The organism is Microbulbifer guangxiensis (assembly GCF_021729075.1).
Lineage (GTDB): Bacteria > Pseudomonadota > Gammaproteobacteria > Pseudomonadales > Cellvibrionaceae > Microbulbifer > Microbulbifer guangxiensis.
Genome location: NZ_JAJSAQ010000004.1, coordinates 469,301 through 494,830 on the forward strand (window position 1 = coordinate 469,301; position 25,530 = coordinate 494,830).

At 63.1% G+C, this 25,530-nt stretch carries 24 protein-coding genes; 15 read left to right on the forward strand and 9 right to left on the reverse strand.

Annotation, left to right across the window (positions count from 1 at the left end; genetic code table 11):
• Nucleotides 1-4 precede the first annotated feature (4 nt).
• A complete protein-coding gene (locus LVD12_RS11700) occupies nucleotides 5-3,130 on the forward strand; it encodes an efflux RND transporter permease subunit (RefSeq protein ID WP_237067891.1) in 3,126 nt (1,041 codons plus the stop codon).
• Between the two features lie 4 nt (nucleotides 3,131-3,134).
• Here the strand turns inward: LVD12_RS11700 and ahr are convergent, their stop codons facing one another.
• Nucleotides 3,135-4,139: an NADPH-dependent aldehyde reductase Ahr gene (ahr, locus tag LVD12_RS11705; RefSeq protein WP_237067892.1), complete on the reverse strand. Its 1,005-nt coding sequence runs from the start codon at nucleotides 4,137-4,139 to the stop codon at nucleotides 3,135-3,137.
• Nucleotides 4,140-4,445: 306 nt separating this feature from the next.
• Between ahr and LVD12_RS11710 the strand changes: the two genes are divergently transcribed.
• The 5 genes from LVD12_RS11710 (at nucleotide 4,446) to LVD12_RS11730 (ending at nucleotide 9,683) form a co-directional block, all read left to right on the forward strand.
• Nucleotides 4,446-5,690, forward strand: coding sequence for a sterol desaturase family protein (locus tag LVD12_RS11710; protein ID WP_237067893.1), 1,245 nt, complete (start codon nucleotides 4,446-4,448; stop codon nucleotides 5,688-5,690).
• 215 nt (nucleotides 5,691-5,905) lie between these two features.
• A complete protein-coding gene (gmk, locus tag LVD12_RS11715; protein WP_237067894.1) occupies nucleotides 5,906-6,562 on the forward strand; it encodes a guanylate kinase in 657 nt (218 codons plus the stop codon).
• A 161-nt stretch (nucleotides 6,563-6,723) separates the two neighbouring features.
• Entirely contained in the window at nucleotides 6,724-6,990 is a 267-nt protein-coding gene (gene rpoZ / locus LVD12_RS11720; RefSeq protein WP_237067895.1) for a DNA-directed RNA polymerase subunit omega, read from the forward strand.
• A 45-nt stretch (nucleotides 6,991-7,035) separates the two neighbouring features.
• Nucleotides 7,036-9,156 (forward strand): bifunctional GTP diphosphokinase/guanosine-3',5'-bis pyrophosphate 3'-pyrophosphohydrolase, encoded by a 2,121-nt coding sequence (gene spoT, locus LVD12_RS11725; RefSeq protein ID WP_237067896.1) that lies wholly within the window; start codon nucleotides 7,036-7,038, stop codon nucleotides 9,154-9,156.
• 143 nt (nucleotides 9,157-9,299) lie between these two features.
• On the forward strand, nucleotides 9,300-9,683 hold the full coding sequence (locus LVD12_RS11730; RefSeq protein WP_237067897.1) for a RidA family protein: 384 nt from the start codon (nucleotides 9,300-9,302) through the stop codon (nucleotides 9,681-9,683).
• 22 nt (nucleotides 9,684-9,705) lie between these two features.
• Here the strand turns inward: LVD12_RS11730 and LVD12_RS11735 are convergent, their stop codons facing one another.
• Together LVD12_RS11735 and LVD12_RS11740 are read right to left on the reverse strand one after the other, a co-directional pair.
• Entirely contained in the window at nucleotides 9,706-10,584 is an 879-nt protein-coding gene (locus tag LVD12_RS11735) for a sugar nucleotide-binding protein (protein ID WP_237067898.1), read from the reverse strand.
• Between the two features lie 173 nt (nucleotides 10,585-10,757).
• On the reverse strand, nucleotides 10,758-11,018 hold the full coding sequence (locus LVD12_RS11740; RefSeq protein WP_069946452.1) for a GlsB/YeaQ/YmgE family stress response membrane protein: 261 nt from the start codon (nucleotides 11,016-11,018) through the stop codon (nucleotides 10,758-10,760).
• 188 nt (nucleotides 11,019-11,206) lie between these two features.
• Here LVD12_RS11740 and LVD12_RS11745 point away from each other — a divergent pair, with 188 nt between their 5' ends.
• The 4 genes from LVD12_RS11745 (at nucleotide 11,207) to LVD12_RS11760 (ending at nucleotide 15,897) form a co-directional block, all read left to right on the forward strand.
• Nucleotides 11,207-12,130 carry a hydrogen peroxide-inducible genes activator gene (locus LVD12_RS11745; protein ID WP_237067899.1) on the forward strand — a complete coding sequence of 308 codons (924 nt, stop codon included), beginning with the start codon at nucleotides 11,207-11,209 and terminating at the stop codon, nucleotides 12,128-12,130.
• The gene (gene recG, locus LVD12_RS11750) at nucleotides 12,127-14,211 is read left to right on the forward strand and encodes an ATP-dependent DNA helicase RecG (protein WP_237067900.1); all 2,085 of its coding nucleotides are present in this window, start codon (nucleotides 12,127-12,129) and stop codon (nucleotides 14,209-14,211) included. The genes LVD12_RS11745 and recG overlap by 4 nt, the downstream gene beginning before the upstream one ends.
• Before the next feature lie 151 nt (nucleotides 14,212-14,362).
• Nucleotides 14,363-15,070 carry an LPS assembly lipoprotein LptE gene (gene lptE / locus LVD12_RS11755; RefSeq protein WP_237067901.1) on the forward strand — a complete coding sequence of 236 codons (708 nt, stop codon included), beginning with the start codon at nucleotides 14,363-14,365 and terminating at the stop codon, nucleotides 15,068-15,070.
• 143 nt (nucleotides 15,071-15,213) lie between these two features.
• Nucleotides 15,214-15,897, forward strand: coding sequence for a hypothetical protein (locus LVD12_RS11760; RefSeq protein ID WP_237067902.1), 684 nt, complete (start codon nucleotides 15,214-15,216; stop codon nucleotides 15,895-15,897).
• A gap of 102 nt (nucleotides 15,898-15,999) precedes the next feature.
• Here LVD12_RS11760 and LVD12_RS11765 read toward each other — a convergent pair whose 3' ends face one another.
• On the reverse strand, nucleotides 16,000-17,310 hold the full coding sequence (locus LVD12_RS11765) for a dicarboxylate/amino acid:cation symporter (RefSeq protein WP_237067903.1): 1,311 nt from the start codon (nucleotides 17,308-17,310) through the stop codon (nucleotides 16,000-16,002).
• Nucleotides 17,311-17,466: 156 nt separating this feature from the next.
• Here LVD12_RS11765 and LVD12_RS11770 point away from each other — a divergent pair, with 156 nt between their 5' ends.
• The 4 genes from LVD12_RS11770 to phoR all read left to right on the forward strand — a co-directional run bounded on the left by LVD12_RS11770 (nucleotide 17,467) and on the right by phoR (nucleotide 21,182).
• Nucleotides 17,467-18,072 (forward strand): chorismate--pyruvate lyase family protein, encoded by a 606-nt coding sequence (locus tag LVD12_RS11770; RefSeq protein ID WP_237067904.1) that lies wholly within the window; start codon nucleotides 17,467-17,469, stop codon nucleotides 18,070-18,072.
• On the forward strand, nucleotides 18,069-18,950 hold the full coding sequence (gene ubiA / locus LVD12_RS11775) for a 4-hydroxybenzoate octaprenyltransferase (RefSeq protein WP_237067905.1): 882 nt from the start codon (nucleotides 18,069-18,071) through the stop codon (nucleotides 18,948-18,950). The genes LVD12_RS11770 and ubiA overlap by 4 nt, the downstream gene beginning before the upstream one ends.
• 105 nt (nucleotides 18,951-19,055) lie before the next feature.
• Nucleotides 19,056-19,760: a phosphate regulon transcriptional regulator PhoB gene (gene phoB, locus LVD12_RS11780; protein WP_237067906.1), complete on the forward strand. Its 705-nt coding sequence runs from the start codon at nucleotides 19,056-19,058 to the stop codon at nucleotides 19,758-19,760.
• A 126-nt stretch (nucleotides 19,761-19,886) separates the two neighbouring features.
• Entirely contained in the window at nucleotides 19,887-21,182 is a 1,296-nt protein-coding gene (phoR, locus tag LVD12_RS11785) for a phosphate regulon sensor histidine kinase PhoR (RefSeq protein ID WP_237067907.1), read from the forward strand.
• 26 nt (nucleotides 21,183-21,208) lie between these two features.
• Here phoR and LVD12_RS11790 read toward each other — a convergent pair whose 3' ends face one another.
• From LVD12_RS11790 to LVD12_RS11805, 4 genes are all read right to left on the reverse strand, one after another.
• Nucleotides 21,209-21,568, reverse strand: coding sequence for a hypothetical protein (locus tag LVD12_RS11790; protein ID WP_237067908.1), 360 nt, complete (start codon nucleotides 21,566-21,568; stop codon nucleotides 21,209-21,211).
• 66 nt (nucleotides 21,569-21,634) lie between these two features.
• On the reverse strand, nucleotides 21,635-22,240 hold the full coding sequence (locus LVD12_RS11795) for a DUF938 domain-containing protein (protein ID WP_237067909.1): 606 nt from the start codon (nucleotides 22,238-22,240) through the stop codon (nucleotides 21,635-21,637).
• Nucleotides 22,237-23,013, reverse strand: a complete 777-nt coding sequence (gene yaaA, locus LVD12_RS11800) for a peroxide stress protein YaaA (protein WP_237067910.1) — start codon at nucleotides 23,011-23,013, stop codon at nucleotides 22,237-22,239. The genes LVD12_RS11795 and yaaA overlap by 4 nt, the downstream gene beginning before the upstream one ends.
• Nucleotides 23,014-23,065: 52 nt before the next feature.
• Entirely contained in the window at nucleotides 23,066-23,545 is a 480-nt protein-coding gene (locus LVD12_RS11805) for a DUF4265 domain-containing protein (protein ID WP_237067911.1), read from the reverse strand.
• A 66-nt stretch (nucleotides 23,546-23,611) separates the two neighbouring features.
• Here LVD12_RS11805 and LVD12_RS11810 point away from each other — a divergent pair, with 66 nt between their 5' ends.
• Nucleotides 23,612-24,883 (forward strand): M48 family metalloprotease, encoded by a 1,272-nt coding sequence (locus LVD12_RS11810; RefSeq protein ID WP_237067912.1) that lies wholly within the window; start codon nucleotides 23,612-23,614, stop codon nucleotides 24,881-24,883.
• Nucleotides 24,884-25,177: 294 nt separating this feature from the next.
• Here LVD12_RS11810 and LVD12_RS11815 read toward each other — a convergent pair whose 3' ends face one another.
• Entirely contained in the window at nucleotides 25,178-25,486 is a 309-nt protein-coding gene (locus tag LVD12_RS11815) for an antibiotic biosynthesis monooxygenase family protein (RefSeq protein ID WP_237067913.1), read from the reverse strand.
• Nucleotides 25,487-25,530: the final 44 nt, after the last annotated feature.

The following is a 25,530-nucleotide window of genomic DNA, read 5'->3' on the forward strand; positions in this document are numbered from 1 at the left end:
GGCATTGATTCAGTCAGTTCTGCGCTTTTCCATCGCACGGCGATACCTGGTGTTATCGCTGACTCTCCTCGTGATCGGTCTCGGGCTCTGGAGTTACCAGCGCCTGCCCATCGATGCAGTACCCGATATCACCAACGTACAGGTGCAGATCAATACCGAAGCGCCCGGCTATTCGCCGCTGGAAGCGGAACAGCGCATTACCTTCCCCGTAGAAACCGCCCTCGCCGGCCTGCCGCGGCTGGAGTACACCCGCTCCCTGTCCCGCTATGGCCTGTCTCAGGTCACGGTGGTTTTCGAAGAGGGAACGGATCTCTATTTCGCCCGCAACCTGATCAATGCGCGGCTGAATACCATCAAGGGCCAGCTGCCGCCCGGGCTCGAGCCGGAGATGGGCCCCATCGCCACCGGTCTCGGTGAGATTTTCATGTACACCGTCGAGGCGCTGCCGGAAGCCACCCGCGCCGATGGCGAACCCTACGACGCCATGGACCTTCGGGAAATCCAGGACTGGATCATCCGTCCGCAGCTGGCGCTGGTACCGGGCGTGACCGAGATCAACACGGTCGGCGGCTTCGACAAGCAATACCATGTCACGCCGGATCCACGACAATTGCTCGCCTTCGGCATCACCCTCCGCGACGTCAGTGCGGCACTGCGCCGCAACAATGACAACCGTGGCGCCGGCTATATCGAGGGCAATGGCCGACAACTGCTGGTGCGTGCACCGGGACAGCTGCAGGGTATCGACGACATCGAAAATGTGGTGGTTGCAGTGCGCGCAGGCACGCCGGTGCGTATCGCGGATCTCGCCGAAGTGGCCATTGGCCGCGAGTTGCGCACCGGCGCCGCCACCCGCGATGGTCGCGAGACCGTGCTGGGTACGGCCATGATGCTGGTGGGGGAAAACTCCCGGGCTGTTGCCCGGGATGTAGCGGCGGCACTGGAGACGATCAAACCGACCCTGCCCGACGGGATCAAGCTGGAAGCGGTGTATGACCGCACCAGCCTGGTGGACAAGACCATCGCCACCGTGCGCAAGAACCTGCTCGAGGGCGCACTGCTGGTGATCGTGGTGCTCTTTCTTCTCCTGGGAAATTTCCGCGCAGCGCTGATCACTGCGGCGGTGATCCCGCTGGCGATGCTCGCCACCATCAGCGGCATGGTGCAGAGCGGCATCTCCGCCAACCTGATGAGTCTCGGCGCACTGGACTTCGGGCTCATCGTCGATGGTGCCGTGATCGTTGTCGAAAATGCCGTGCGCCGCCTGAGGGAGGCACAACAGGACAAGGGGGGCGGCCTGCTCCTGAAAGATCGACTCGAGGTAGTGTTCCAGGCCACCGACGAAGTCATCCGGCCGAGCCTGTTCGGCGTGCTGATCATCACCGTGGTCTATATCCCGCTGTTCTCGCTGACCGGCGTCGAAGGGAAGATGTTCCATCCAATGGCGGCAACGGTGGTGATGGCACTGCTCTCTGCACTGGTATTTTCCCTCACCGTGGTGCCCGCAGCCGTAGCAGTTTTCCTGCGGGGAAAAATCCGCGGCCGCGAGAGCCCCCTCATTACCGGGGTAAAGGCCCTGTACAAACCGCTGCTGCTCGCCGCAATGCGACTGCGCTGGCTGGTGCTTGGCACGGCCCTGGTGCTGGTACTGTTCTGTGGCTGGCTCGCCACGACCCTGGGCTCCGAATTCATCCCCGAACTGGTGGAGGGTGATATCGCCATGCACGCGCTGCGCGTGCCGGGCACTGGCCTGGAACAGGCGGTGGCCATGCAGGAAGTGCTGGAGCGACGCCTGCGCGACTTTCCCGAAGTGGACAAAGTGGTGGCGAAGATCGGCACACCGGAAGTGGCGACGGATCCCATGCCCCCGAACGTGGCAGACAATTTCATCATCATGAAACCCCGCTCTGCGTGGCCCGACCCGCACAAGCCACAGGCGCAACTGGTGGCGGAGCTGGAAGCCGCCGTGCAGCATGTGCCCGGCAACAACTACGAGTTCACTCAGCCAATTCAGATGCGTTTCAACGAGCTGATTTCCGGCGTGCGATCCGATCTCGGGGTCAAGGTATTCGGGGATGATCTGGACCTGCTGCTGAGCTCGGCGCAGGACATCCTCGCGGTACTGGCCGGAACACCCGGCGCAGCGGATGCCCGCATCGAGCAGGTGGAAGACCTGCCGATGCTCTCCGTGGTGCCCGAACGGACCCTGCTGGCGCGCCATGGGCTCGACCTGCAGGACCTGCAGGACCTGGTCTCGACGGCAGTGGGCGGTGACGTGGCCGGCCTGATCTATGAAGGTGACCGCCGCTTCCAGCTGGTGGTGCGGCTGCCCGAGACTATCCGGCGCGACCTCGATCAGCTGGGCAATCTGCCGGTACCGTTGCCTGACGGGGGTTTCATTCCCATGAATGAGGTCGCCAGTCTGGAGTTAACCCCGGTGCCGGGCCAGATCAGCCGTGAGAACGGTAAACGCCGCGTGGTGGTCACCGCCAACGTGCGCGACCGCGACCTGGGCTCGTTTGTAGCGGAAGTGAAAAGCCGCATCGCCAGCCAGGTGTCCCTGCCGCCCGGTTACTGGCTCGACTACGGCGGCACCTTCGAGCAGCTGGAATCCGCCAGTCGGCGGCTGGCGGTGGTGGTACCGCTCACCCTGGCCCTGATCTTCGCCCTGCTGATCACTGCATTCGGTTCCGTGCGCGACTCGCTGATCATTTTCACCGGCGTGCCGCTGGCGCTGACCGGGGGCGTGCTGTCGCTGTGGCTGCGGGACATGCCGCTGTCGATTTCCGCCAGCGTCGGCTTTATCGCCCTGTCCGGCGTCGCCACCCTGAACGGCCTGGTGATGCTGGCGTTTATCCGCGAACTCTGGCGGGAGCGGGGTGAACTGGAATCCGCAATCATCGACGGCGCACTGATCCGTGTACGCCCGGTGCTGATGACCGCGCTGGTGGCCAGTCTCGGCTTCGTGCCCATGGCGCTGAACAACGGTACCGGTGCCGAGGTTCAGCGGCCGCTGGCCACAGTGGTGATCGGGGGAATCATCTCGTCGACGGTACTGACCCTGTTCGTGCTACCGCTGCTCTACCGCATCGTGCATGGACGCGAGCAGATAGGGACCGGAGCCAGCTAAGGAGCTATTTCCCCGCTTCCAGCACCACGCGATAGCGCACGTCGCCGCTCTTCAACCGCGCCAGCGCATCGTTCACCCGGCTCATGGGGAAGTGCTCCACTTTGGGCGCGATCTTGTGGCGCGCGGCAAATTCCAGCATCTCGGCAATAGTGGTGGGGCTGCCTACCGGTGAACCGGACACCTGGCGCTGGGCGAGGATCAGCTGGAAGACATTGAGGTCCAGCGGCTCGGTGGTAGCACCGACGAAATGCAGGCGGCCGCCGGCCTTGAGCGTCGACAGGTACAGGTTCCAGTCCAGCTTGACGTTGACCGTGGACAGGATCATGTCGAACCGACCGGCTGCCTCTGCCACCGCATCCTCATCGCGGGAACTCAGGGTGTGGTCCGCCCCCAGCTCCAGCGCCTCGTCGCGCTTGGCATTGGAAGTAAAGGCGGTTACCTCGCACCCCCAGGCATGCAGGAACTGCAGGGCCAGGTGACCGAGTCCACCGATGCCAACCACCCCCACGTGGCTGTTGGGCTTGATGCCGAACTGCACCAGAGGATTGAACACGGTGATGCCGGCGCAGAACAGTGGCCCGGCCACTGCGGGATCGATGCTGTCCGGGATCGGCACCACGCTGGACGCCGCTGCACGCACCTTGTCGGCGAACCCGCCGTAGTGACCGATGATGGTGGGCTGTGCCTCGCCGCAGAGGTTCTGGTGACCCGAGTTACAGTCGTGGCAGTGACCACAATAGCCCGCGTGCCAGCCCAGACCGACCAGCTGCCCCTCTTCCAGGTGGTCCACCTGATCGCCGAGCTGGCCGATACGACCCACCACCTCATGCCCCGGCACCACCGGGTACTCGGACATGCCCCACTCATCATCGATCACGCTCAGGTCGCTGTGGCAGAGCCCACAGTAGAGCACATCGATTTCCACTTCCCTGGGTTTGAGTGCGCCCGGGTCATAGCTGAATGGCTTCAATTCAGCGCCAGCTTCGTGGGCTGCATAGGCATTGATCATGATCGGTTCCCCTTATGGTTGGTTGTCCCCGAAACTGTGGTGTACGGCGTCGCCGGGTCATCGGACTTTTTGTGACAGCCTTTCCTGTGGCGCCACCGACCCGGAGCGTCGACTCCGGGAACCTGCTGAGTGTAGCCGCGGCTGGAACCCATCAGGGCACCATCTGCCCCCCGTGGGGGAACCGCGCTACACTGCGCCGTGAAACCTAACGGATTTCAAAATTCGGCCCCTGTGGATATTTGCCACCGGGGCGGGCTGTGGCATCGTGGATGCCTGTCGACGGGACAACAATAAGCAGAGGCAGCCGTGAATCTCGTTACCCTGGCCATTCCCTTCTTCCTGCTCGCCGTGCTGGTGGAGCTGGCACTGGACCGACGTTATGGCTGGGGGCTCTATCGCCTCAACGATGCCATCGGCAGCCTGAGTGCCGGCATCCTGAGCCGTATCACCGGCCTGATCCGCAAGGGCCTGCTGCTGGTCATCTATATTCCCCTGTTCGAGCTGCTGCAGCCCTACTACCAGGCCATGGGCTTCAACTGGTCGCTGGACAACGGCTGGCACCTGCTGCTGGCGATCGCCGCCTACGACTTCTGTTACTACTGGAAGCATCGCTTTGCCCACGAGATCAACATCTTCTGGGCCGACCACCTGGTGCACCACCAGAGCGAGGATTACAACCTCACCACCGCCCTGCGTCAGCCCAGCGGGGGGCTGCCAATCGGCTGGATCTTCTACATGCCGCTGCTGCTGATTGGTCTGCCAGCCGAACTGCTGATCACCGCGGGTGCCATCGACCTGATCTACCAGTTCTGGGTACACACGCAGAAGTTTCCCAAGGTGCGCTGGATGGAGTGGATTTTCGTTACCCCCTCCAACCACCGGGTGCATCACGCCCAGAACAAGGTGTATGTGGACAGGAATTACGGTGGCGTCTTCATTATCTGGGACCGCCTGTTCGGCACCTACCAGGAGGAGCTGGAGCAGGAGCCCTGCATCTACGGGGTCCGCAAACCACTGAACTCCTTCGACCCCCTGGCCGCCAATCTGCAGCACTACAAGCGGATGGCCCTGGACGCCTGGCACACCCGGAGCTGGTGGGACAAGCTGACCCTGTGGTTCCGCCGCACCGGTTACCGGCCGGCGGATGCCGAGGCCGCCATGCCGGTGCCGTCATCGGACCTGGCCGACTTCCAGCGCTACGACCCCGAGATCAGTGCCGGCCAGCGCTACTATGCACTCGCACAGCATGTCATCTATTCCGGCGCCACTCTGGTGCTGATCTGGGCGGCCGCCAAGCTCAGCTACGGCCAGCTGGTGATCGCTGTTGCCCTGCTCGGTGCAGCGCTCATCATCAACGGTCGCATCCTCGACGGCCACCGGCTGGCACGGGTCGCTGAGCTGCTGCGTCTGGGTATCCTGCTGGCGATTGCTCCGCTGCTACCGGCGGCACTCGGACTCGGGATTTTCGCTTATACCCTGCTGAGTGGACTCATCTGGTGGCGGTTGGCTTTTGCAGACAAAGGCGCTACAGTCGCCACCGTTAGCGATTAGCAACAGGGAGTGACACCGTCCACAGGGGGTTTGTGGTGGTCGGGAGATCTTCCGCAGGGCGGCCCCGGCCGGGCTCGATCGCGCATGCAGTACCGCGCGACCGAAACTCCCAACACTTCCCCCCCCAAACCGGCCGGGGTGCAGCCTCCTGTCACCCCACAGTGATTCCGCAGCCGTTCCCATCGAGCGCTCAATCCGAGCCCAGGTTCGTTATAATGCCGGGCGCATTTGCCCCGGAAACAGGATCAGTCGTGCAGAAAGGTACCCTCTACACCGTCTCAGCGCCCTCCGGCGCCGGCAAAACCAGCCTGGTCAAGGCCCTCGTCGACAGCGACAACCAGGTCACCGTGTCGGTGTCCCATACCACCCGCGCCCGACGCCCCGGCGAGGAAGACGGTATCAACTACCACTTCGTCGACCGCGAGGCTTTCCTCGCCATGCTCGATCGCAACGCCTTCCTGGAGCACGCGCAGGTATTCGACAATTTCTACGGCACCTCCCGCGAATGGGTCGAGGAGACACTGAATAGTGGGCGCGATGTGATTCTGGAGATCGACTGGCAGGGTGCCGCACAGGTGCGACGCCTGCTGCCGGACACCGTCGGTATCTTTATCCTGCCCCCCTCCCAGGAGGCCCTTCGCGAGCGGCTCACCGGCCGTGGCCAGGACGAGGCGAGCGTGATCGAACGGCGCATGGAGCAGGCTATCGATGAAATGTCGCACTTCGTTGAAGCCGACTATCTGGTAATCAACGACGACTTCCAAGTTGCCCTGGCGGAGTTGAAGGCCATCATCATGGCCCAGCGCCAGCGACTGGAGCGGCAGCAGCAGCGTCACGGTAAACTGCTGCAGGCACTGTTGCAGCGGGACTGACGCCCGCATCGCACGGGCTCTCCCATGGCGCCCCCGACAACTGGTCGATTTACGTACACCGCCGGCTGCGTTAAACTTGCCGGTCCCGCGCCGGAGGAGCCGCAGGCACCCGCGCGCCCCGAATTCGCCCGCCCCGGGCACAGCAATGGAACCGAGATTTTATGGCACGTATTACCGTTGAAGATTGCCTCGAAAACGTCGACAACCGCTTTGAGCTGGTGATCGTGGGCAGCAAGCGCGCCCGCCAGATCGCTACCGGAGGCAAAGATCCGCTGGTGGCCGAGGAAAACGACAAGCCTACCGTACTCGCCCTGCGTGAAATCGCCGAAGGCCTGGTGGATGCCAGCATCCTCGACCAGGTGGACGAGGACGAAGCGCCGATGGAGCGTCCGTCTGCTCCGGTGTACCTGTCCGAGCAGGACCTTTAATCCTCCATCGAGCACTCGAGTTTTTTACGGGAGGCGCGCGCGGCTTTGCATACCATCGACAGTCTGGCCCACCGCCTCTCTTCGTATCTTCCCCCCGACCAGATCCAGATTGTCCGCCGCGCCTACTTCTACGCTGAGCAGGCTCACGACGGGCAGCAACGCCGTTCCGGCGAGCCCTACATCACCCATCCGCTGGCAGTGGCGACCATCCTCGCCGGCATGCACATGGACCACCAGAGCCTGGCTGCCGCCATGCTCCACGATGTTATCGAGGACACCGGCATTCCCAAGGCGGCCTTGGTGGAGCAATTCGGTGAGGAAGTGGCGGAACTGGTGGACGGCGTCTCCAAGCTGACCCAGTTCGAGACCGACAGCCCGGCGGAGAAACAGGCGGAGAACTTCCAGAAGATGGCGCTGGCCATGGCGCGCGACATCCGTGTGATCCTGGTCAAGCTCGCCGACCGCCTGCACAACATGCGCACCCTTGGCGCCCTGAAGCCACAGAAGCGGGTACGCATCGCCCGCGAGACCCTCGAGATCTATGCCCCCATCGCCCATCGCCTGGGCATGAACGATGTGCGCATCGAGTTCGAGGACCGCGCCTTCTTCGCCATCTACCCATTGCGGGCCAGCCGCCTGCGCGCCGCCTTAGTAGCAGCGCGCGGCAACCGCAAGGAGCTGCTCGAGAAGATCCAGAACGCCATCGAGGTGCGGCTGCAAAGAGAGGGCATCGATGCCCTGGTGATCGGCCGCGAGAAGCACCTCTACAGCATCTACCAGAAGATGCGCGCGAAGAAGAAGTCGTTCAAGGAGATCATGGACGTCTACGCCTTCCGCATCATCGTCGACAGCGTGGACACCAGCTACCGGGTGCTGGGCGTGACCCACAACCTGTACAAACCGGTCATTTCCGAATTCAAGGACTACATCGCCATCCCCAAATCCAATGGCTACCAGTCCCTGCACACGGTGCTGCTGGGCATGCACGGGGTGCCCATCGAGGTGCAGATCCGCACCAAGGAAATGGATGAGATGGCCAACAGCGGCATCGCCGCCCACTGGCTTTACAAGGCCTCCGGTGACGAGGTGATCAACACCGGCGGTACCAGCCAGGTGCGCGCGCGACGCTGGGTACAGGGCCTGCTTGAGATGCAGCAGCGGGCCGGCGACTCGCTGGAATTCATCGAGAACGTGAAAATCGACCTGTTCCCGGACGAGGTCTACGTGTTCACCCCCAAGGGCGAGATCATCGATCTGCCCGCCGGTGCCACCGCCGTCGATTTCGCCTATTCCGTGCACACGGATATCGGCAACACCTGCGTGGCGGTACGCATCAACCAGCGCCTGGCGCCCCTGTCCCAGCCCCTGCAGAGCGGGCAGAAGGTGGAGATCCTCACCAACAGGAAGGCGCAGCCGAACCCCAGCTGGCTCAATTTCGTCGTCACCGCCAAGGCCCGCAGTGCCATCCGCCATTTCCTCAAGCACCAGCGCCACCACGACTCGGTCGCGCTCGGTCGCCGCCTGCTCGAAAAGGCGCTGGGCAAATTCGACACCGCGCTCGACGAACTCAGTGAGGAGCAGATCGAGCGCGGTGTGCGCGAGGCCAAGTGCAGCTCGCTGGAGAACCTGCTGGAGGAGATCGGCCTCGGCAACAAGGTGGCGTTCTCTGCGGCCAAGCTGCTCGCTCCGCCCGGCAAGGAAGAGGCGGGGGCCAGCAATATTTCCTCACCGCTCACCATCGATGAGCAGGAGGGCATGCTGATCAGTTTCGCCCGCTGCTGCCGACCGATTCCGGGCGACACCATCATCGGCCACATCAGCTCCGGCAAGGGGGTGGTGGTGCACCGGGAGTCCTGCCGCAACACCGTGGACTTCCGCGAGCACCCGGAAAACATCATGGCGGTGAACTGGTCACCGGACGTGAAGGGCGAGTTCCTCGGCGATGTGCGCGTCGAGGTGGAGTCCGAGCGCGGCATCATCGCCCGGCTGGCCACGCGGATCACGGAAGAGGGCGCCAGCATCGAGCAGATCCATGTGGACGAGAAGGATGCCCGCAACAGCGTCATCTCCCTCACCCTCGAGGTCAGCAACCGGGTGCACCTGGCGCGCGTGATGAAGCGCCTGCGCAACCTGCCCTCGGTGATTCGCATCGCGCGGCCCGGCTGATTTTGTGATGGCCCCCGGCCTTGCGCCGGCGATGCGACAAAAGTCTCACTTTCTGCTGTGCCCTGCGCTGGCGCGACTGCCATTCCCCCAAAAGGCGCGTTATATTTGCCCGCTTTCTTTTTCGGAAAGTGGTGGAGTTAACCATGACCAATCGCGCCATTATAAAAACCGACAAGGCGCCGGCCGCCATCGGCAGCTATTCCCAGGCCGTCAAAGTCGACCATACCGTGTACCTCTCCGGCCAGATCCCACTGGACCCGCAGACCATGGAGATCGTCAGCGACGACTTCACCGAACAGGCGCGGCAGGTCTTCCGCAATCTGCGCGCAGTCTGCGAAGCGGCCAACGGCAGTCTCGGCCATGTCGTAAAGCTGAACCTGTACCTCACCGACCTCAGCGACTTCGGTGCCGTCAATGAGGTGATGGCGGAGTTCTTCGAGCAGCCGTACCCGGCCCGCGCGGCGGTCGGTGTGAAGCAACTGCCGAAGGGCGCGCTGTTCGAGGCGGAAGGGGTAATGGTGATCTGACCCGGGGAGCCGGGTCAGGGAATCAAGCCAGGTCCAGCAGCGCGCTGTAACCGGCGCGGTAATCCGGGAACTTCAGCTTGTAGCCGGTGGCCAGCATGCGGCGGTTACAGAGCCTCTTGGAGCGGCGCTGGCTGGTGGTCACGTATTCGCGCAAGTGCCCCCCGGTATACCCCATGGCACGGGCCAGCCATCGCTGCAGTTCGTGCATGGGCACCGGCTCATTGTCAGCACCGATATACACCTTTTCCGGCGTCCAGCCCTCGCGCTGTCGCTCCAGCAAATGGGCGATAAAGCCGGTGCAGTCGTCCACGTGGATGCGGTTGCTGAACTGCGGCGGTTCGGGCGGCGCGCAGCGGCCCGCCCTCACCTGTGACAGCAGGCGATCTCGGCCGGGACCATAGATACCGGCAAAACGCAGCACCACCGCCTGCGGCAGGGCACTGGAGATGATTTCCTCGGCAGCCAGCAGCGCGTTCCCCTGAAACCCATTGGGCACAGCCGGGACCTCTTCGTCCAGCCACTGGTCCCCGCCCTGCCCATAGACCCGGGTGGAGGACACCCAGATCACCAGCCGTGGCGGTTTTGCCAGCCCGGCCACTGCCCTGGCCAGCGCCGTCGCCGTATCCACATAGGCGCGGCGGTAGCCGCTTTCGGTGTATTCATCGGGGGTGAAGGTGGCGATCACGATATCAGCCCCCTCTGCCAACAGGCCGCTGATGTCTTCCTCGCGGGTGGCATCGCCGCGGCGCCAGTTGACCACATCCGCCCGGCGCTTGCGGGCCAGGGCCACCAGTGGGTTCCGGCGGACGCCGAAGACGCTGTAAGACTTCCTATCCAGTTGCAGGGCAAGGCGCGCGCCCAGATCCCCACAGCCAAATATCCAGAGTTTTTCTTTTGCCATAACACAGTTCGCGCCAAGTTGCGGGCCGAACCGCACCCCCCTTGTCGCAATCCCCCTTAAAAAAAACAATCGACCGGCAACGCCAGCGCTGCCGGTCAATCCGCTTGGTTTCCAGTCCCGGGCACTCGCGACCAGCCGCACTCCCTGCGGGGTGGCGTCCCGGGAAAAGCGCCTCAGCTGCCCCGACGGCGGAGAGCGCGGAAAATGAACAGGAAAATCAATGCCCCGATGGTAGCCGTCACAATGTCACCGAACCCGAAACCGGTAACCGGACCGCCAATGCCGACCAGGGAACCCAGCCAGCCACCGATGAAAGCGCCGACAATCCCTATCACGATGGTCACCACCCAGCCGCCCGGATCCGGGCCAGGCATGATCCATTTCGCCAGCGCTCCGGCGATCAGGCCGAGAATAATCCAGGAGAAAATGCCCATGGGGTTGCTCCGATCAAGTTGTCCCTACACATATAGCAAAATTTTGCGCCTCATTGGCTGAACAGGGCCCCAAAATAGCAATTTTTACTAAAGAACCGGGTTTGTATCCCCAGTCAGGCTTGCCGTTGGCCGCGGGCCATTATTTATGAATAATTGCTATAGCCTTTTAACTATCGATTGTTTCTTCTATGACGCTCAACGAACTGCGGTACATCGTCACCCTGGCACAGGAACAGCACTTTGGGCGCGCTGCCGAGCGCTGTTTCGTCAGCCAGCCGACCCTTTCCATTGCCGTAAAGAAACTGGAAAAAGAGCTGGGCGTCGCCCTGTTCGAGCGTTCCAAGACCCGGGTCCAGGCCACCCCCCTCGGTGAGCGGATTGTGGCCCAGGCGCAACTGGTGCTGGAGCAGGCGTCGGCGATCAAGGACATCGCCAGCGCGGGCAAGGACCAATTGTCCAGCCCCCTGTCGGTGGGAGCCATCTTCACCATCGGGCCCTACCTTTTCCCGCACTTCATACCGCAGCTGCAGCGAATGGCACCGGAAATGCACCTCTACGTCGAAGAAGGCTACACAGCGACCCTGCGCCAGCGTCTGCGCAAGGGCGAGCTCGATGCCATCATCATCGCCCTGCCATTCACCGAGCCGGACGTGGTCACCCAGCCGCTCTACGACGAACCTTTCGTCGTCTTGATGCCCGCGGATCACCCGCTGGCGAAGCAGGAGAGCATCTCGCCGGAGCAGCTGTCCGAGGACAACGTGCTGCTGCTGGGGGAAGGGCACTGTTTCCGCGACCAGGTGCTGGAGGCCTGCCCGCAGTTGCAGCAATCCATCGAAAAGGAGTCCGGTACCGGCCGCATCCGCACCGCTGCCGATGGCAGCTCCCTGGAGACCCTGCGTCATATGGTGGCGTCCGGCCTGGGTATCACGGTATTGCCCCTGTCGGCGGCGACCGCCTCGCAATATGCCAGCGGCCTGCTGGAAACCCGGCCATTCAGTGCACCGGCCCCGCGGCGCACCGTGGCTCTGGCCTGGCGGGCCAGCTTCCCCCGCCACCGCGCCATCGACATCCTGCGCGACGCCATCAGCCAGTGCCACCTGGGTGACCCGTGACCGATCTCTCCACGCTACCGATCACCCGCCTCAAGGGTGTCGGTGACAAATTTGCCCAGGTGCTGGCGAAACTGCATATCACCACCGTGCAGGATCTGCTGTTCCACCTGCCGATGCGCTACCAGGACCGCACCCGCATCACCCCCATCGCGGCACTGACGCCGGGCCTGGATGCGGTGATCGAGGGCGAGGTGCGGGCTGCCGATGTGGTGTTCGGCCGCCGGCGCAGCCTGGTGGTCAGGCTGCAGGACGGCAGCGGCACCCTGTCGCTGCGGTTCTTCCATTTCTCCGCAGCGCAGAAAAACCGCTTTGCCCGCGGCACGCGCCTGCGCTGCTTCGGTGAAGCCCGGCGCGGCTCCGCCGGCCTCGAGCTGGTACACCCGGAAACCGAAATCCTGGGCGCCGACAGCCCGCCGGCAGAGGACACCCTCACCCCGATCTACCCGCTCACGGAGGGTGTGAGCCAGACGCGTCTCAGGAACCTCGCCCAACAGGCGCTGGCGATACTCGACGGCGGCGCTGTAACCGAACTGTTACCCGCAGGGCTGTTGCCGCAATCGGTCCGCTATCCACTGGCCGCGGCCCTGCGCTACCTGCACAGCCCCCCAGCGGGTGCGGACCTGGCCCAACTGGCAGAGGGGCAGCACCCGGCCCAGCAGCGCCTGGCGCTGGAAGAACTGCTGGCGCATCACCTGAGCCTGCTTGCCCTGCGCCGCGACAACGATCACTTGCGTGCTCCGGCATTGCCCGGTGACCCGGCGCTGGAGCGGGACTTTCTCGGCCGCCTGCCATTTGCCCTGACCGGCGCCCAGCAGCGGGTCTGCGCCGAGATCGCCGATGATCTCGCCGGCAGCCGCCCGATGATGCGCCTGCTGCAGGGGGACGTGGGGGCGGGGAAAACCCTGGTGGCCGCCATGGCCGCTCTGCGCGCCATCGGCTCCGGCACCCAAGTGGCCGTGATGGCGCCCACGGAAATCCTCGCCGACCAACACCGGCGCAACTTCACCGGCTGGCTGGAGCCACTGGGCGTCCGTGTGGCCTGGCTCACCGGCAGTCTCAGGGCCGCGGAACGGCGGCACCAGCTGGCCGCTATCGCCAGCGGTGAGGCGCAGCTGATAGTGGGCACTCACGCACTGTTCCAGGCCGACGTGGTCTTTCATCACCTGGGGCTGGTGGTGATCGACGAACAGCACCGCTTCGGGGTACGCCAGCGGCTGGAACTGCGGGAGAAAGGTGCCGGTGCGTCCGGCTCGGTGCGCGTCCAGCCGCACCAGCTGATCATGACCGCCACACCGATCCCGCGCACACTGGCCATGTCCGCCTTTGCCGACCTGGATTGCTCGGTCATCGACGAGTTGCCCCCGGGGCGCCAGCCGATCGATACCGTTGCCATCTCCAATGAGCGCCGCGGGGAGGTGGTGGAGCGGGTGCACAATGCGGTAGCGCAGGGACGCCAAGCCTACTGGGTGTGCACACTGATCGAGGAATCGGAAACCCTGCAGGCCCAGGCCGCCGAATCCACTGCCGAGGAGCTCGCCGCGGCCCTGCCAAATACGCGCGTGGCTCTGGTTCACGGACGCCTGAAGCCGGACCAGAAGGAGCAGGTCATGGCCGCCTTCAAGGCCGGCGAAGTGGACCTGCTGGTAGCCACTACCGTGATCGAAGTGGGCGTCGATGTGCCCAATGCCAGCCTGATGATCATCGAAAACCCCGAGCGGCTCGGGCTGGCCCAGCTACATCAGCTGCGCGGGCGTGTCGGCCGCGGTTCGGTGGCAAGCTACTGTGTGCTGCTCTACGGCACGCCGCTCTCCCAGGGGGGCCGGGCGCGCCTGCAGGCGCTGCGCCAGCACAGCGACGGCTTTGCCATCGCCGAGGAGGACCTGCGCCTGCGCGGGCCGGGTGAGATTCTCGGCACCCGGCAGACCGGTGAGATTCAGCACCGCGTTGCCGATCTGCAACGGGACGCCCACCTGCTGCCACAGATCCAGCGCATTGCCGCCTCGCCTGCCCTGACAGAAACTGCCCGGCAGCAACTCATTGCCCGCTGGCTGCAGAACAAGCCCCGTTTTGCCGAGGCGTGACTAACGGGACACAAATCGATACCCAAATGCCCTTCGTGGTCACCAATATTTTTGCGCTCCGCCGCCGGCGGTGGCAGCCTGACCGATGAGCCACAACAACAAAAGCGGCCTTCAGAGCCGCAGGCGATATCGAGAGAATAGGGAGACCACCATGGACGACTCACGGAACGATTCCGCGGGGACCAGTCCCACCAGGGCCCTGCTGGCGCTGCTGGGCGCCGCTGCACTTTTCCTGTCCGGCCACACTGCCAGTGCCCAGGAGGGACTGTTTGGCAAACCGGCTCAGGCGCCGAGCCTGACCCTCAACACTGAAGAGATCCGGCTAGATGTTCCAACACCCGTCGCCGGTAACGACCTGGCCCTGTTGCTGGCCCAGGCGGGCAGCGGCGGGCTCAGCCAGCTGAAGGCCAAAGCGGCAACGCGCTTCTCCACACACTTGCAGGAAGCGCTGGACCGGCGACTCCGCGAGCATTTCGAGGACGAAGACATTCCGCTGGTGAATCAGGGGGGCTTCCTCACTTTCCACAGCCGGGTTGACGCGGCCATCAGCAAGCAGCTGACCGACCTCGACAACTCCGACCGCTACGAGACCGAGCGCGGCACTCTCAAAGTGAGTGGAGAATTCCGCTACCAGCTCAACGCACTCAGCGGCGAGACCCTTCAGGAAAAGCGCATTGATCTGAGTGAGCTGCGCCTGGAACAGCGCTACCGCGTGCGCACGGCCCACCGCAGCGGCGAAACCGAGGACAGCACCGACGAGGCCATCGAGACCATGCTCGACGAGATGGCGGAACAACTGATCGACCGCATCGAGGACCAGCTGGAGGCCGATGAGCTGGGGGAACTGGCCCGGCTCTGAGCACTGATTCTGCAGAGCAAGCCGACCCAGTGGTCAGCGATTGCTTTTGCTTCCGGGCCCTTGCAGTGGCAGCCTAGTAAGAAATTCGACCGGAAATAGCCAACCGGTCAACAGAAAAACAGGCAGAACTCAGGGAGAGTGCAGTGATCAGGTTCGCGCATCGCGGGTTGGCCATGGCCGGCCTGCTACTGGTTTCAACCATTCACACCGCCCAGGCACAGGGCTTTCTCGGCATCGGTGGCGATGACAACAACCCCAGCCTGTCGCTGCCGCCGGCATCCATCGCGCTCAACATCCCCATGCCGGTCAACAGTGCCAACCTGACCCTGTTGCTGGCACAGGCGGGGGAGGGCGGCAGCCTGACCGCACTCAAGGATGCCAAACTGCAGCGCTACAGCCAGCACCTGCAAACGGCATTCGACAGCGAACTGCGTCAATTCTTTCTCGACGAGGAAGTGCCGCTCGTGGACGGCCGCGGGCGACTATCGCTGGTGACAGACTTCGATCTCACCGTGGTCAAGCAGCTCGGCGCCATGCGCACCGAGGGAGATATCGATCTGGAGCGCGGCCATGTGGAGATCTCCGGTTCGTTCTCATACCGCATCACCGATCCCGGTGGCCGGCCGCTGCATGAAGACAGCCTGGATCTCAAACGGCTGAAGCTCCGCGAACCGTATCAGGTGAGTGCCCAGCGTGGCGGCAGCCAGGTACAGGACACCACCGACCAGGCCATCCTGAACTTGCTCTCAGACCTGGCCGGAAGGGTCATTGCCCGCATCGACGGGGATATCGAGGCAGATGAGTTGCGCGAGCTGGTGGAGGACTGATCCAGAGCTTCACCAGCCGGGAAAAAACCGGCAGCAACTTTGGAATTAAAAAGGGTCGCAGTTGCGACCCTTTTTATTTTCGGTGTGTTTCGTCCAGCGCAGTCAGCCGGGGGAGCTCTCGACGCGGCCGCCGTTGGAGACGCTGTCGTAGTTGCGATCGTAGAACACCTCCTCGGAAAAGGCGCCTTCGCTTTTCGCTACGATAGTGCTGACGACAGCATCACCGGTGATGTTCACCGAGGTGCGCACCATGTCCAGCAGGCGATCGACGCCCATGACAATCGCGATGCCTTCCAGCGGCAGCCCTACCTGCTGCAGCACCATGGCCAGCATGATCAGGCCGACACCGGGCACGCCGGCCGTGCCGATCGAGGCCAGGGTGGCAGTCAGGACCACGGTCAGGTAGCCCACCAGCCCGATTTCCACCCCATACATCTGCGCGATAAATGCGGTCGCCACGCCCTGCATGATGGCGGTGCCATCCATGTTGATGGTGGCCCCCAGCGGGACGGTAAAGGCCGCCACCTTGTTGTCGACGCCAAGGCGCTTCTCAACCGAGGACAGGGTCACCGGGATCGTTGCAGCCGAGGAGGCTGTACTGAAGGCAAACACCATCGCCGGGCGCATCTTCTTGAGCAGCTCCAGTGGATTGAGGCCTGAAAGCAGCTTCAGCAACAGCGAATAAACGCCGAGGCCGTGCAGGAACAGGGCACCGAGCACCACCAGGAAGTACTTGCCAAGCTGGAAAATGGCATCCACCCCAAGCTGGGCAATCTTGTTGGCCAGCAGGGCAAAGACCCCATAGGGGGCGAACACCATCAGCACGCCCACCATGCGCATGATCACATCGTTGAGATCGTTGAAGAAGGAAGCCATGCGCCGACCGGGCTCACCGCAGCGTGAGATGGCATATCCCATCAGCAGCGCAAACACGATGATCTGCAGCATATTGCCCTTGGCCATGGCATCCACCGGGTTGGTGGGGAAAATATCTACCAGCACTTCGGACAGGGGCGGGGAGGGTTTGGGCTCGAAGGTGGCATCGGCCTGGAGGCCCTCCATGCCGACACCGGGCTGGAACACGAAGGCCAGGCACAGGGCCAGGGTGATGGCCAGCGCGGTGGTGAGCAGGTACAGGGCCAGTGTCTTGCCCGCCAGGACCCCCACGCGGCTGCCTTCTGACAGGGCGCAGGCACCGCAGATCAGCGACACCAGAACCAGGGGCACTACCATCAGCTTCAGGGAGGCAATGAAGATCCGACCGACAATGTCGAACAGGCCCCCGGTCAGGTAATTGTTGATAAAGCCGGTGACTCCGCTGCCGAGTACCTGGGTGGTATCGAGAAAATTGAACAGCACGCCGACGACAATACCCAGCAGCATTGCCAGCACGATCTTGGTGGTCAGGCCCATAGGATTCTTTTCTCCGGAAACGTCCGTATTCTTCTTCGTTAGCGCATCATCATAGAGGAGCCCGCACCACCGAGTACAGCCGCTGGCGCCTGACCTCGCCGCCGCCAGCCGTTACAATGGCGGCTTTGGCCTTTTGATCCTGCTGCGGGGTTTGCGTTGTATCAGTCTCCATTTCTGCCGGTTGCGGACTGGCAGGCCCAGCCACTGGAATCCCTGCACGAGTCGCTGCCCGCCGACCTGTTGCCCTGGCTGCTGCATCCGGGCTCTCTGACTGCAGCGCTGAAGCAGCTGAGCGGCGGTGACTTTGCCGTGCAGGTACTGGACCAGAGCTGGCGCCAGCCGAGCCTGGAGGAGCGCCGCGCCCTCGGCCTGCGGGATCGCCAGCGAGCGCTGGTCCGCGAGGTGCTGCTGCTTGGCCGCGGGCAACCCTGGGTGTACGCCCGCAGCGTGCTGCCCATACGCAGCCTGCAGGGGAAATCCCGTTACCTGCGCAGCCTCGACAGCCGCCCGCTGGGGGAACTGCTGTTCAGCGAGGCCGGCATCCGCCGGGGACCCATCACCCTGAACCGACTGGAACGCAACCCGCGCAGCACCGTCGATGCCATTGGCGACGAACAGGGCAATGCCTGGGGGAGACGCTCCATATTCTGGCTGCGGGATAAACCGCTACTGGTGGCGGAAACCTTCCTGGCAGCCTTTACCGCCCAATTTGAATCGTTGCCGCGCCCGCTGGAACCGACAACAGGAGACACCAAGCCGTGATCAGCCAAGCTCTCGCCCGCCGCTGGCCAACCGCCTTGCCCTACTGGCAACTGGCCCGCCTCGACCGACCGATCGGCTCACTGCTGTTGCTGTGGCCCACCTGGTGGGCGCTGTGGCTGGCCGCCGGTGGCTGGCCGGGCCTGCACCTGTTTGCGGTGTTTACTCTCGGGGTACTGCTGATGCGCGCCGCCGGCTGTGCCATCAATGATTTCGCTGATCGCAACATCGATGGACATGTGAAGCGCACCGCTGCGCGGCCACTCGCCACTGGCCAGGCCACCCCGAAAGGGGCGCTGATGCTGTTTGCCGGCCTTTGCCTGCTGGCCTTCCTGCTGGTACTCACCACCAACCGCCTGACCGTACTGCTGTCCCTGCCGGCGGTGGCTCTGGCCTTCTGTTATCCCTTTGCCAAGCGCTACACCCACCTGCCGCAGGTGGTGCTGGGGGCCGCCTTCAGTATGGGCATTCCCATGGCCTTCGCCGCTGCCACCGGTGAGGTGCCGCCCGTGGCCTGGCTGCTCTATACCGCCAACCTGCTGTGGACGGTGGCCTATGACACCTTCTATGCCATGGTCGATCGCGATGACGACCTGAAAATCGGAGTCAAATCCACAGCGGTGCTGTTCGGTGACATGGACCGTGCCATGACTGCCTGCCTGCAGGGAATGGTGCTGTTTGCGCTGCTGCTGGCCGGGCAACGCTTCGAGCTGGGTAGCATGTACTTTCTGGGGCTCACCGCCGCCGCAGGTCTGTTTGCCTACCAGCAGTGGTTGATCCGCAACCGGGAGCGCGAGGCCTGCTTCCGCGCCTTCCTCAATAACAACTGGGTCGGGGCCGTGGTGTTCGCCGGCATCGCCATGCACTACCTGACCAACTAGCCACCCGGTCAGGGGCCGTTCTCTGTGGATAACTTCCCGGTAGTCATATATTTGTAATGCAAATGCCGTCTAATAGCCGCAACCAAGGTAGGGCATGGCAGACCAATGCAGAACAAAACCATACTGATCGTCGACGATGAAGCCGCGGTGCGCGACATGCTGCGGGTGGCACTGGAAATGGCAGATTATCGCTGTCTCGAGGCGGAGAATGCACAGGAAGCCCATGCCCTGATCATCGATGAAAAGCCGGACCTGATCCTGCTGGACTGGATGCTGCCCGACGTGTCCGGCGTGGAACTGGCGCGGCGCCTGAAGCGCGATGAGCTCACCTCCACCCTGCCGATCATCATGCTCACCGCCAAGGGTGAGGAGGATCACAAGATCAAGGGACTGGAGACCGGCGCTGACGACTACATCACCAAGCCCTTCTCCCCCCGTGAACTGGTGGCACGCCTCAAGGCGGTGCTGCGCCGTGCCGGCCCCTCTACACCGGACGAACCCCTCACCGCAGGCCAGTTGGTACTGGACCCGATCAGCCACCGCGTGAGCATCAGCGGCAAGGCGGTGGAAATGGGGCCGACGGAATTCCGCCTGCTGACCTTCTTCCTTTCCCACCAGGAGCGGGCCTACAGCCGTGCCCAGTTGCTGGACCACGTCTGGGGCGGCAATGTTTATGTGGAAGAACGCACCGTGGACGTGCATATCCGTCGCCTGCGCAAGGCACTGGCCATCGACGGCCACGACCGCTACATACAGACCGTGCGCGGCACCGGCTACCGGTTTTCCGTGCAATCCGCAGAAAAAGTGTGACAAACTTGCCCGGCAAGATTTGAGCGCCCCGTTCGCGCGGCCGGAGTTGATCGGCAGCGGCGCGAATGGCTGCCCTGCACGGCGGCCCAGTTTCCGCCCGCCCGCACACGGAGACCGCATACCACCATGCTGGAACGCAGTATCGGCGAATTCTCCCGCTTTCTCGTCATTGCCCTCGGTTTCACCATCTTCGGTTTCTCTACCGGGCAATGGCTGCTCGGCCTGACCCTGGCCCTGGCGATTTACCTGTTCTGGATCCTGTGGCAACAGACCCGCTTCGACCGCTGGCTCAGCAACGGGCGGCAGGGCCCGGCCCCCACCAGCTTCGGCATCTGGGGCGAGATCAGCGATGATTTCTACCGCATGCAGCGCCGCCACCGCCGCGAGAAGCAGAAGCTTCACGCCATGCTCCGCCGGGTGCAGGACAGTACCAGTGCGCTGCGCGAGGGCATCGTCGCCCTGGAAGGCGATGGCAACATCGCCTGGTGGAACCCGGCGGCGGGGGAAATGCTCAAGCTGCGCCCGGAAGATGCAGGGCAGCCGCTGATCAATTTTCTGCGCGATCCCGGCTTCGTGCGCTACATGCACGATCCAAAAATCCAGGGGCCGCTGACACTGCCAGCTCCCGGTAACGATGCCCGCACCCTGCAGCTGGAGATTACCCGCTACGGCCGGGACGAGGCCCTGGTGATCGTCCGCGACATCACCCGCCTGCACAACCTCGAACAGATGCGCCGCGATTTTGTCGCCAACGTCTCGCATGAACTGCGCACCCCCCTGACCGTGATTGCCGGCTACCTGGAAACCCTCGAGGGCAGTGGCCTCGCGCCCAGAGCCTGGGAGCGTCCACTGGCGCAGATGCAGGAACAGACGACCCGCATGACGTCCCTGGTCAACGACCTGCTGTTACTGGCGCGACTGGAGACCTCGGAGCGGGACAGTGGCCGGGAGAAAATTCCCGTGTGCGAACTGGTGGAGCGGGTCGCCCGGGAGGCGCGCAGCCTGGGCGGCGACCGGCACCGGATCAGCGTGGACTGCGCGCAGGACGCGGTTCTGTCCGGGGATGCCGGCGAACTGCACAGTGCCTTTGCCAACCTGGCGCTGAACGCGGTGAAGTACAGCCCCGATGGCGGTGATATCGAATTGCGCTGGTGGGTGGACGACCGGGGAGGGCATTTCTCCGTGCGGGACAACGGCATCGGCATCGATCCGATTCACATCCCTCGTCTCACCGAACGTTTTTACCGGGTCGATGCCGGGCGCTCGCGGGAGAGTGGCGGCACCGGTCTCGGCCTCGCCATCGTCAAGCATGTGCTGCTGCGCCACAACGCCGAGCTGAGCGTGCAGAGCACACCGGGCCGGGGCAGCACCTTCACGTTGCATTTCCCTCCGCGCAAGCTGATCTCGACCGCAGAAACCTGAGGTTGCTGCGCGCTTCAATTCCAGTGCTATACCAATTCCCTGACCGGCTGCTCTTCGCCGTCTTTGGTGTAAGTGGGTTTCTCTCCCTCGCCGATGGCGATGCACTGGCGGCGCAGCACCAGGTGGTGAAGGCGCATCTCGCCATCCCGCAGTAACAGGTGCTCGCGACCCTCGTCATCCACCGGCAGTATGTCGTTGCTTACCAGGGCGTCGCGCAGGGTGCGCAGGCGCTTGACGTCGCGGTAGCGATTGAGGTCGTTGGACAACCGGACCTTCATGCGCTCGCATTCATGCAACGCAGCGGCTTTCTCCCGGTATTTGCCAAAGAAAAAAACCGCGGCGATGGCGAATGCAATGCTCACACCGATCTCTAACCACTCGGGCATCTGTGCTCCCCTCCGTAGACTCTCAGCGGGTTACTCTCGACCGAATAACCTCAATAGTGTTCCAAATCATTTTTTTGCCACACGTCGCCAAACCACCAGATGATTGTTGGCGGGCATGGCGATGGTTTCGCTGCGGATCAGGCCCGCTGCATCGGCCAGGGCATCGAGCCAGTGCAGATCGCGAATGCCACTGGCGGGATCCCGCTGCCGCAACCACTGATCGAACTCCCGATTGCTCTCCGCACCGAAATCCGCACCCCGGCGGAAAGGACCGTAGGTGATCAGCTGGCCACCGGGTACCAGTACTCGCGGCAGCGCGGCAAACAGGGCCTCCACTGCCTGTGCAGACAGAATGTGCAGGGTATTGGCAGTAAAAATAGTGTCGACGGACAGCGACGGCCACTGGCCCTCGACATCCAGCGCCACCGGCGGCGGCAGGTTATCAGCCGGGTGAGCCTGCTGCCACGCGCGGATGCCCGCCAGCTTTTCTGGCAGGTCGGAGGTCTGCCAGCTCAGCTGCGGGACATGGGGGGCAAAGTAAATGGCGTGCTGGCCGGTGCCGCTGCCGATTTCGAGGAGCTGGTGGCTGTCCGCCAGCAGTCGGCGCAGTTCGGCCAGGATCGGCTCGCGATTGCGCGCACAGGCCGGGGCGTCTGGCAGGGCGGCGGTCATTGCGCCTCGTCGCGGGTAAAGACCCAGTCGTTGCCCTTCGACAGGGAGGCATTGTATGCATAACCGCCACCGTCAAAGCCCTTCAGCTCTTCGGCTTTTTTTACCCGCTTGTCGATCGCCCAGCGGCTCATCATGCCGCGAGCCTTTTTGGCAAAGAAACTGATCATCTTGTATTCGCCGTTCTTCAGGTCCCGGAAATGCGGGGTGATGATCTCGGCCTCCAGCAATTTCGGTTTCACCGCCTTGAAGTATTCATTGGAGGCCAGGTTGACCAGTTCCCGGCTCTTGAGGCTTTGCAGCTGCTGGTTCAGGGCTTCGGTGAGTGTATCTCCCCAGAACTCATACAGATTCTTGCCACGGGCATTGGCAAACCTGGTGCCCATTTCCAGGCGATAGGGCTGCATCAGGTCCAGCGGGCGCAGCAATCCATACAGGCCGGACAGCATGCGCAGGTGTTTCTGCGCATAGGCAAAATCCCGCTTGCCCATGGTTTCGGCCTCCAGGCCGGTGTACACATCCCCCTTGAACGCCAACAGTGCCGGGCGGGCATTCTTGTCGGTAAACGGGCGTTTCCACTGCTGAAAGCGGTCGTAATTGAGTACCCCGAGCTTGTCGGAGATCTTCATCAGGCTGGAGATATCCTGCGGACTCAGTTCCCGCAACTCCTTAATGAGTTTGGCCGAATCATCGAGAAAGTCCGGCCGGGTAGTTTCCAGCTTCGGGATCTCGCTCTCGTAATCGAGGGTCTTGGCCGGGGAGATGACTATCAGCATGGTCTGTGACTGTCCTTCTGGGATTGTTTCGGGGGAAGCGGCGGAGTGCAGATCATTCCGGCTTGAGAATGTCCTGCCACCAATTCAGTGGCGTCTGGCCGTCTTTGGGATCGTACACATTGCCGTAATACCAGACACTGTTGGCACCGTCGCAGGCACTGTTGAGGATCTGTTCGATGGTGTCGAAACCGCAGCTCACATGGATGCTGTAGACCAGCAACCGGGGGCTCTCCATGTCCAGTTCACCGCCCAGTTTTTCCAGCTGCGGGGTCAACTGGTCGGACAGCGCAGTGCTGTTGCCGCGGCAGAACACCCGGATCGCCAGGTTACCGGAGCGCTTTACCAGTTCGAACTGCTGGTCGTCCTTGTTGACCTTGATGGTATCGCCACTGGCGATGCCCTTGATGAACGCCGGAGAGCGCACCAGCTGACAGCTGTCGTCTTCGTTGACCCGCACCTGCAGCCGCTCCACCACCGGCTCGCCATCCGGATTGGTGCCGGCGAATAATTCAATTACCTGCAGTGCCGTCATAACTCCTCTCCCGGGACTGTGTAGAATAGATCGCTGTTAAACCAAGCATTATACAGGGAGGCAACCATGATTCCGCGCCTGATCACCTGCTGTGGCCTCACAGCGTCCCTTCTGGCCGGCTGCGCCGTCAACCCGGTTACCGGGGAGAGTCAGCTGTCTCTGATCTCCCAGGGCCAGGAAGTGGCGCTGGGCGAGCAACAGTACCCCATCAACCAGCAGCAACAGGGTGGTGAATATGTCGTGGATCCTGCCCTGCAGGAGTATGTCAGCCGCGTGGGCCAGAAGCTGGCGAAGGTCTCCGACCAGCCGCAACTGCCCTACGAGTTCGTGGTGCTGAACAACTCGACCCCCAACGCCTGGGCGCTGCCCGGCGGCAAGATCGCAGTGAACCGCGGCCTGCTCACCATCCTCGAGGACGAATCCGAACTGGCCGCGGTGTTGGGCCATGAAATCGTACACGCCGCCGCGCGTCACTCCGCCACCGCCATGTCCCAGCAGCAGGTGCTCGGTGCCGGCCTTGCTGTGCTTGGCGCCACCACCCAGAACACTGCCTACGGTGACCTGGTAGCCTTGGGTGGGCAACTGGGCGGTTCCGCCTACATCGCCCGCTATGGCCGCAGCAACGAGCTGGAGGCAGACAGGTACGGCATGAAATACATGGCCGCCGCCGGTTACGATCCCCAGGGCGCAGTGCGCCTGCAGCAGAAATTCGTCAGATTGTCCGAGGGCCGTCAGGCCGGTGCCCTTGAGGCGCTCTTCGCCAGCCACCCGCCCTCGCAGGCGCGGGTCGATGCGAACATGGAATACGCGAAGAAACTGCCGGCCGGCAACGCCAACCGCGCCGCCTACCAGCGCGCCATCGCCCAGCTGCAGCGCGATGCGGATGCCTACGGCAATTACGACCAGGCCCTGAAAGCGGCCTCCAACAAGCAGTACGATCAGGCCCTGAGCCTGGTGCGGCGCGCCCAGCAACAGCAACCCCGCGAGGCCGCCTTCTACCAGTTCGAGGGCGACCTGCTGACACAGAAGGAGCAGTACCAGGCGGCTTACAAGGCCTACGACAGTGCCGTGCAGAAAAATCCGGGGCTCTTCTCCCACTGGCTGAAGCGCGGGCTCATCGCCGCCAAGCTGAACAACTACACCGACGCCGAGCGCGACCTGACCCGCTCACTGCGTTACCTGGAAACGCCCCACGCCCACTATTACCTGGGGCAGGTGTATGAGAAGAAGGGGGAGGTGAAAAACGCCTACAGCCACTACCAGACTGCGGCCAAGGCCGGCGGTGAGATCGGCTCCGCGGCCCAGGCGCGGATGCAGGCACTGGGCGCCCAGGGCTAGCGGCAAAACGCGCTATCCGCCTACTCAGGAAGGAAGGACAGCTATCAGGCCGCCCCGGGGCGGCCTCAGAATGATGGCAAAGTCCAGCAGTCAGAATTGAAGACGGAGTGCCAGGATCCACATTTCGAAACCGTCGGGTACAGGACGTACCCGATGGAGCTACAAGGATGTATTGATGCGCTTTCGAAATGTGGATCCTGGTGCTCTGTCGCCACTGATCGAGCTCAGGGGTATTGGTGGGGTTAATCCGCACTGAGAGGCCGTCCCGAGGGCGGCCTATTTTGTGCTCACAAGCTAAGCGGGTTTCACCACCCACTCAGGCTCCTCGAACTCCCCCAGCGGGGTCACTTCCACGAAGGGCGCCGCGCTGCGGATGATCTCATCAATCCTGGGATCGTGCTCAGCTTCCATCGCATCACGCGCTGACTTGCTGTCCCAGCTGGCGATGGCCAGCAGCTTGTCGGGTTCACCGATTTTTCGCCGCAACTCGGTGCCGCGGGCACCGGGATGCTGTTGTATCAACTCGGAGGCGCGGACCCAGGCATCCGCGTATTCCTCCACTGTATGACCTTCCTTGATCCTGACTTCGAACAGGTATTTCACCGCTCACGCTCCTCCATGAAAAAAGGCCGCAAATGCGGCCTTTG

Coding starts and splice junctions, on each gene's coding strand:
- ahr (WP_237067892.1), bottom strand. CDS start 4,139: ATGATCAATGCCTATGCAGCCCACGAAGCTGGCGCTGAATTGAAGCCA.
- gmk (WP_237067894.1), top strand. CDS start 5,906: ATGCCGGGCGCATTTGCCCCGGAAACAGGATCAGTCGTGCAGAAAGGT.
- rpoZ (WP_237067895.1), top strand. CDS start 6,724: ATGGCACGTATTACCGTTGAAGATTGCCTCGAAAACGTCGACAACCGC.
- LVD12_RS11730 (WP_237067897.1), top strand. CDS start 9,300: ATGACCAATCGCGCCATTATAAAAACCGACAAGGCGCCGGCCGCCATC.
- LVD12_RS11735 (WP_237067898.1), bottom strand. CDS start 10,584: ATGGCAAAAGAAAAACTCTGGATATTTGGCTGTGGGGATCTGGGCGCG.
- LVD12_RS11740 (WP_069946452.1), bottom strand. CDS start 11,018: ATGGGCATTTTCTCCTGGATTATTCTCGGCCTGATCGCCGGAGCGCTG.
- LVD12_RS11745 (WP_237067899.1), top strand. CDS start 11,207: ATGACGCTCAACGAACTGCGGTACATCGTCACCCTGGCACAGGAACAG.
- lptE (WP_237067901.1), top strand. CDS start 14,363: ATGGACGACTCACGGAACGATTCCGCGGGGACCAGTCCCACCAGGGCC.
- LVD12_RS11765 (WP_237067903.1), bottom strand. CDS start 17,310: ATGGGCCTGACCACCAAGATCGTGCTGGCAATGCTGCTGGGTATTGTC.
- phoB (WP_237067906.1), top strand. CDS start 19,056: ATGCAGAACAAAACCATACTGATCGTCGACGATGAAGCCGCGGTGCGC.
- phoR (WP_237067907.1), top strand. CDS start 19,887: ATGCTGGAACGCAGTATCGGCGAATTCTCCCGCTTTCTCGTCATTGCC.
- LVD12_RS11790 (WP_237067908.1), bottom strand. CDS start 21,568: ATGCCCGAGTGGTTAGAGATCGGTGTGAGCATTGCATTCGCCATCGCC.
- LVD12_RS11795 (WP_237067909.1), bottom strand. CDS start 22,240: ATGACCGCCGCCCTGCCAGACGCCCCGGCCTGTGCGCGCAATCGCGAG.
- yaaA (WP_237067910.1), bottom strand. CDS start 23,013: ATGCTGATAGTCATCTCCCCGGCCAAGACCCTCGATTACGAGAGCGAG.
- LVD12_RS11805 (WP_237067911.1), bottom strand. CDS start 23,545: ATGACGGCACTGCAGGTAATTGAATTATTCGCCGGCACCAATCCGGAT.
- LVD12_RS11810 (WP_237067912.1), top strand. CDS start 23,612: ATGATTCCGCGCCTGATCACCTGCTGTGGCCTCACAGCGTCCCTTCTG.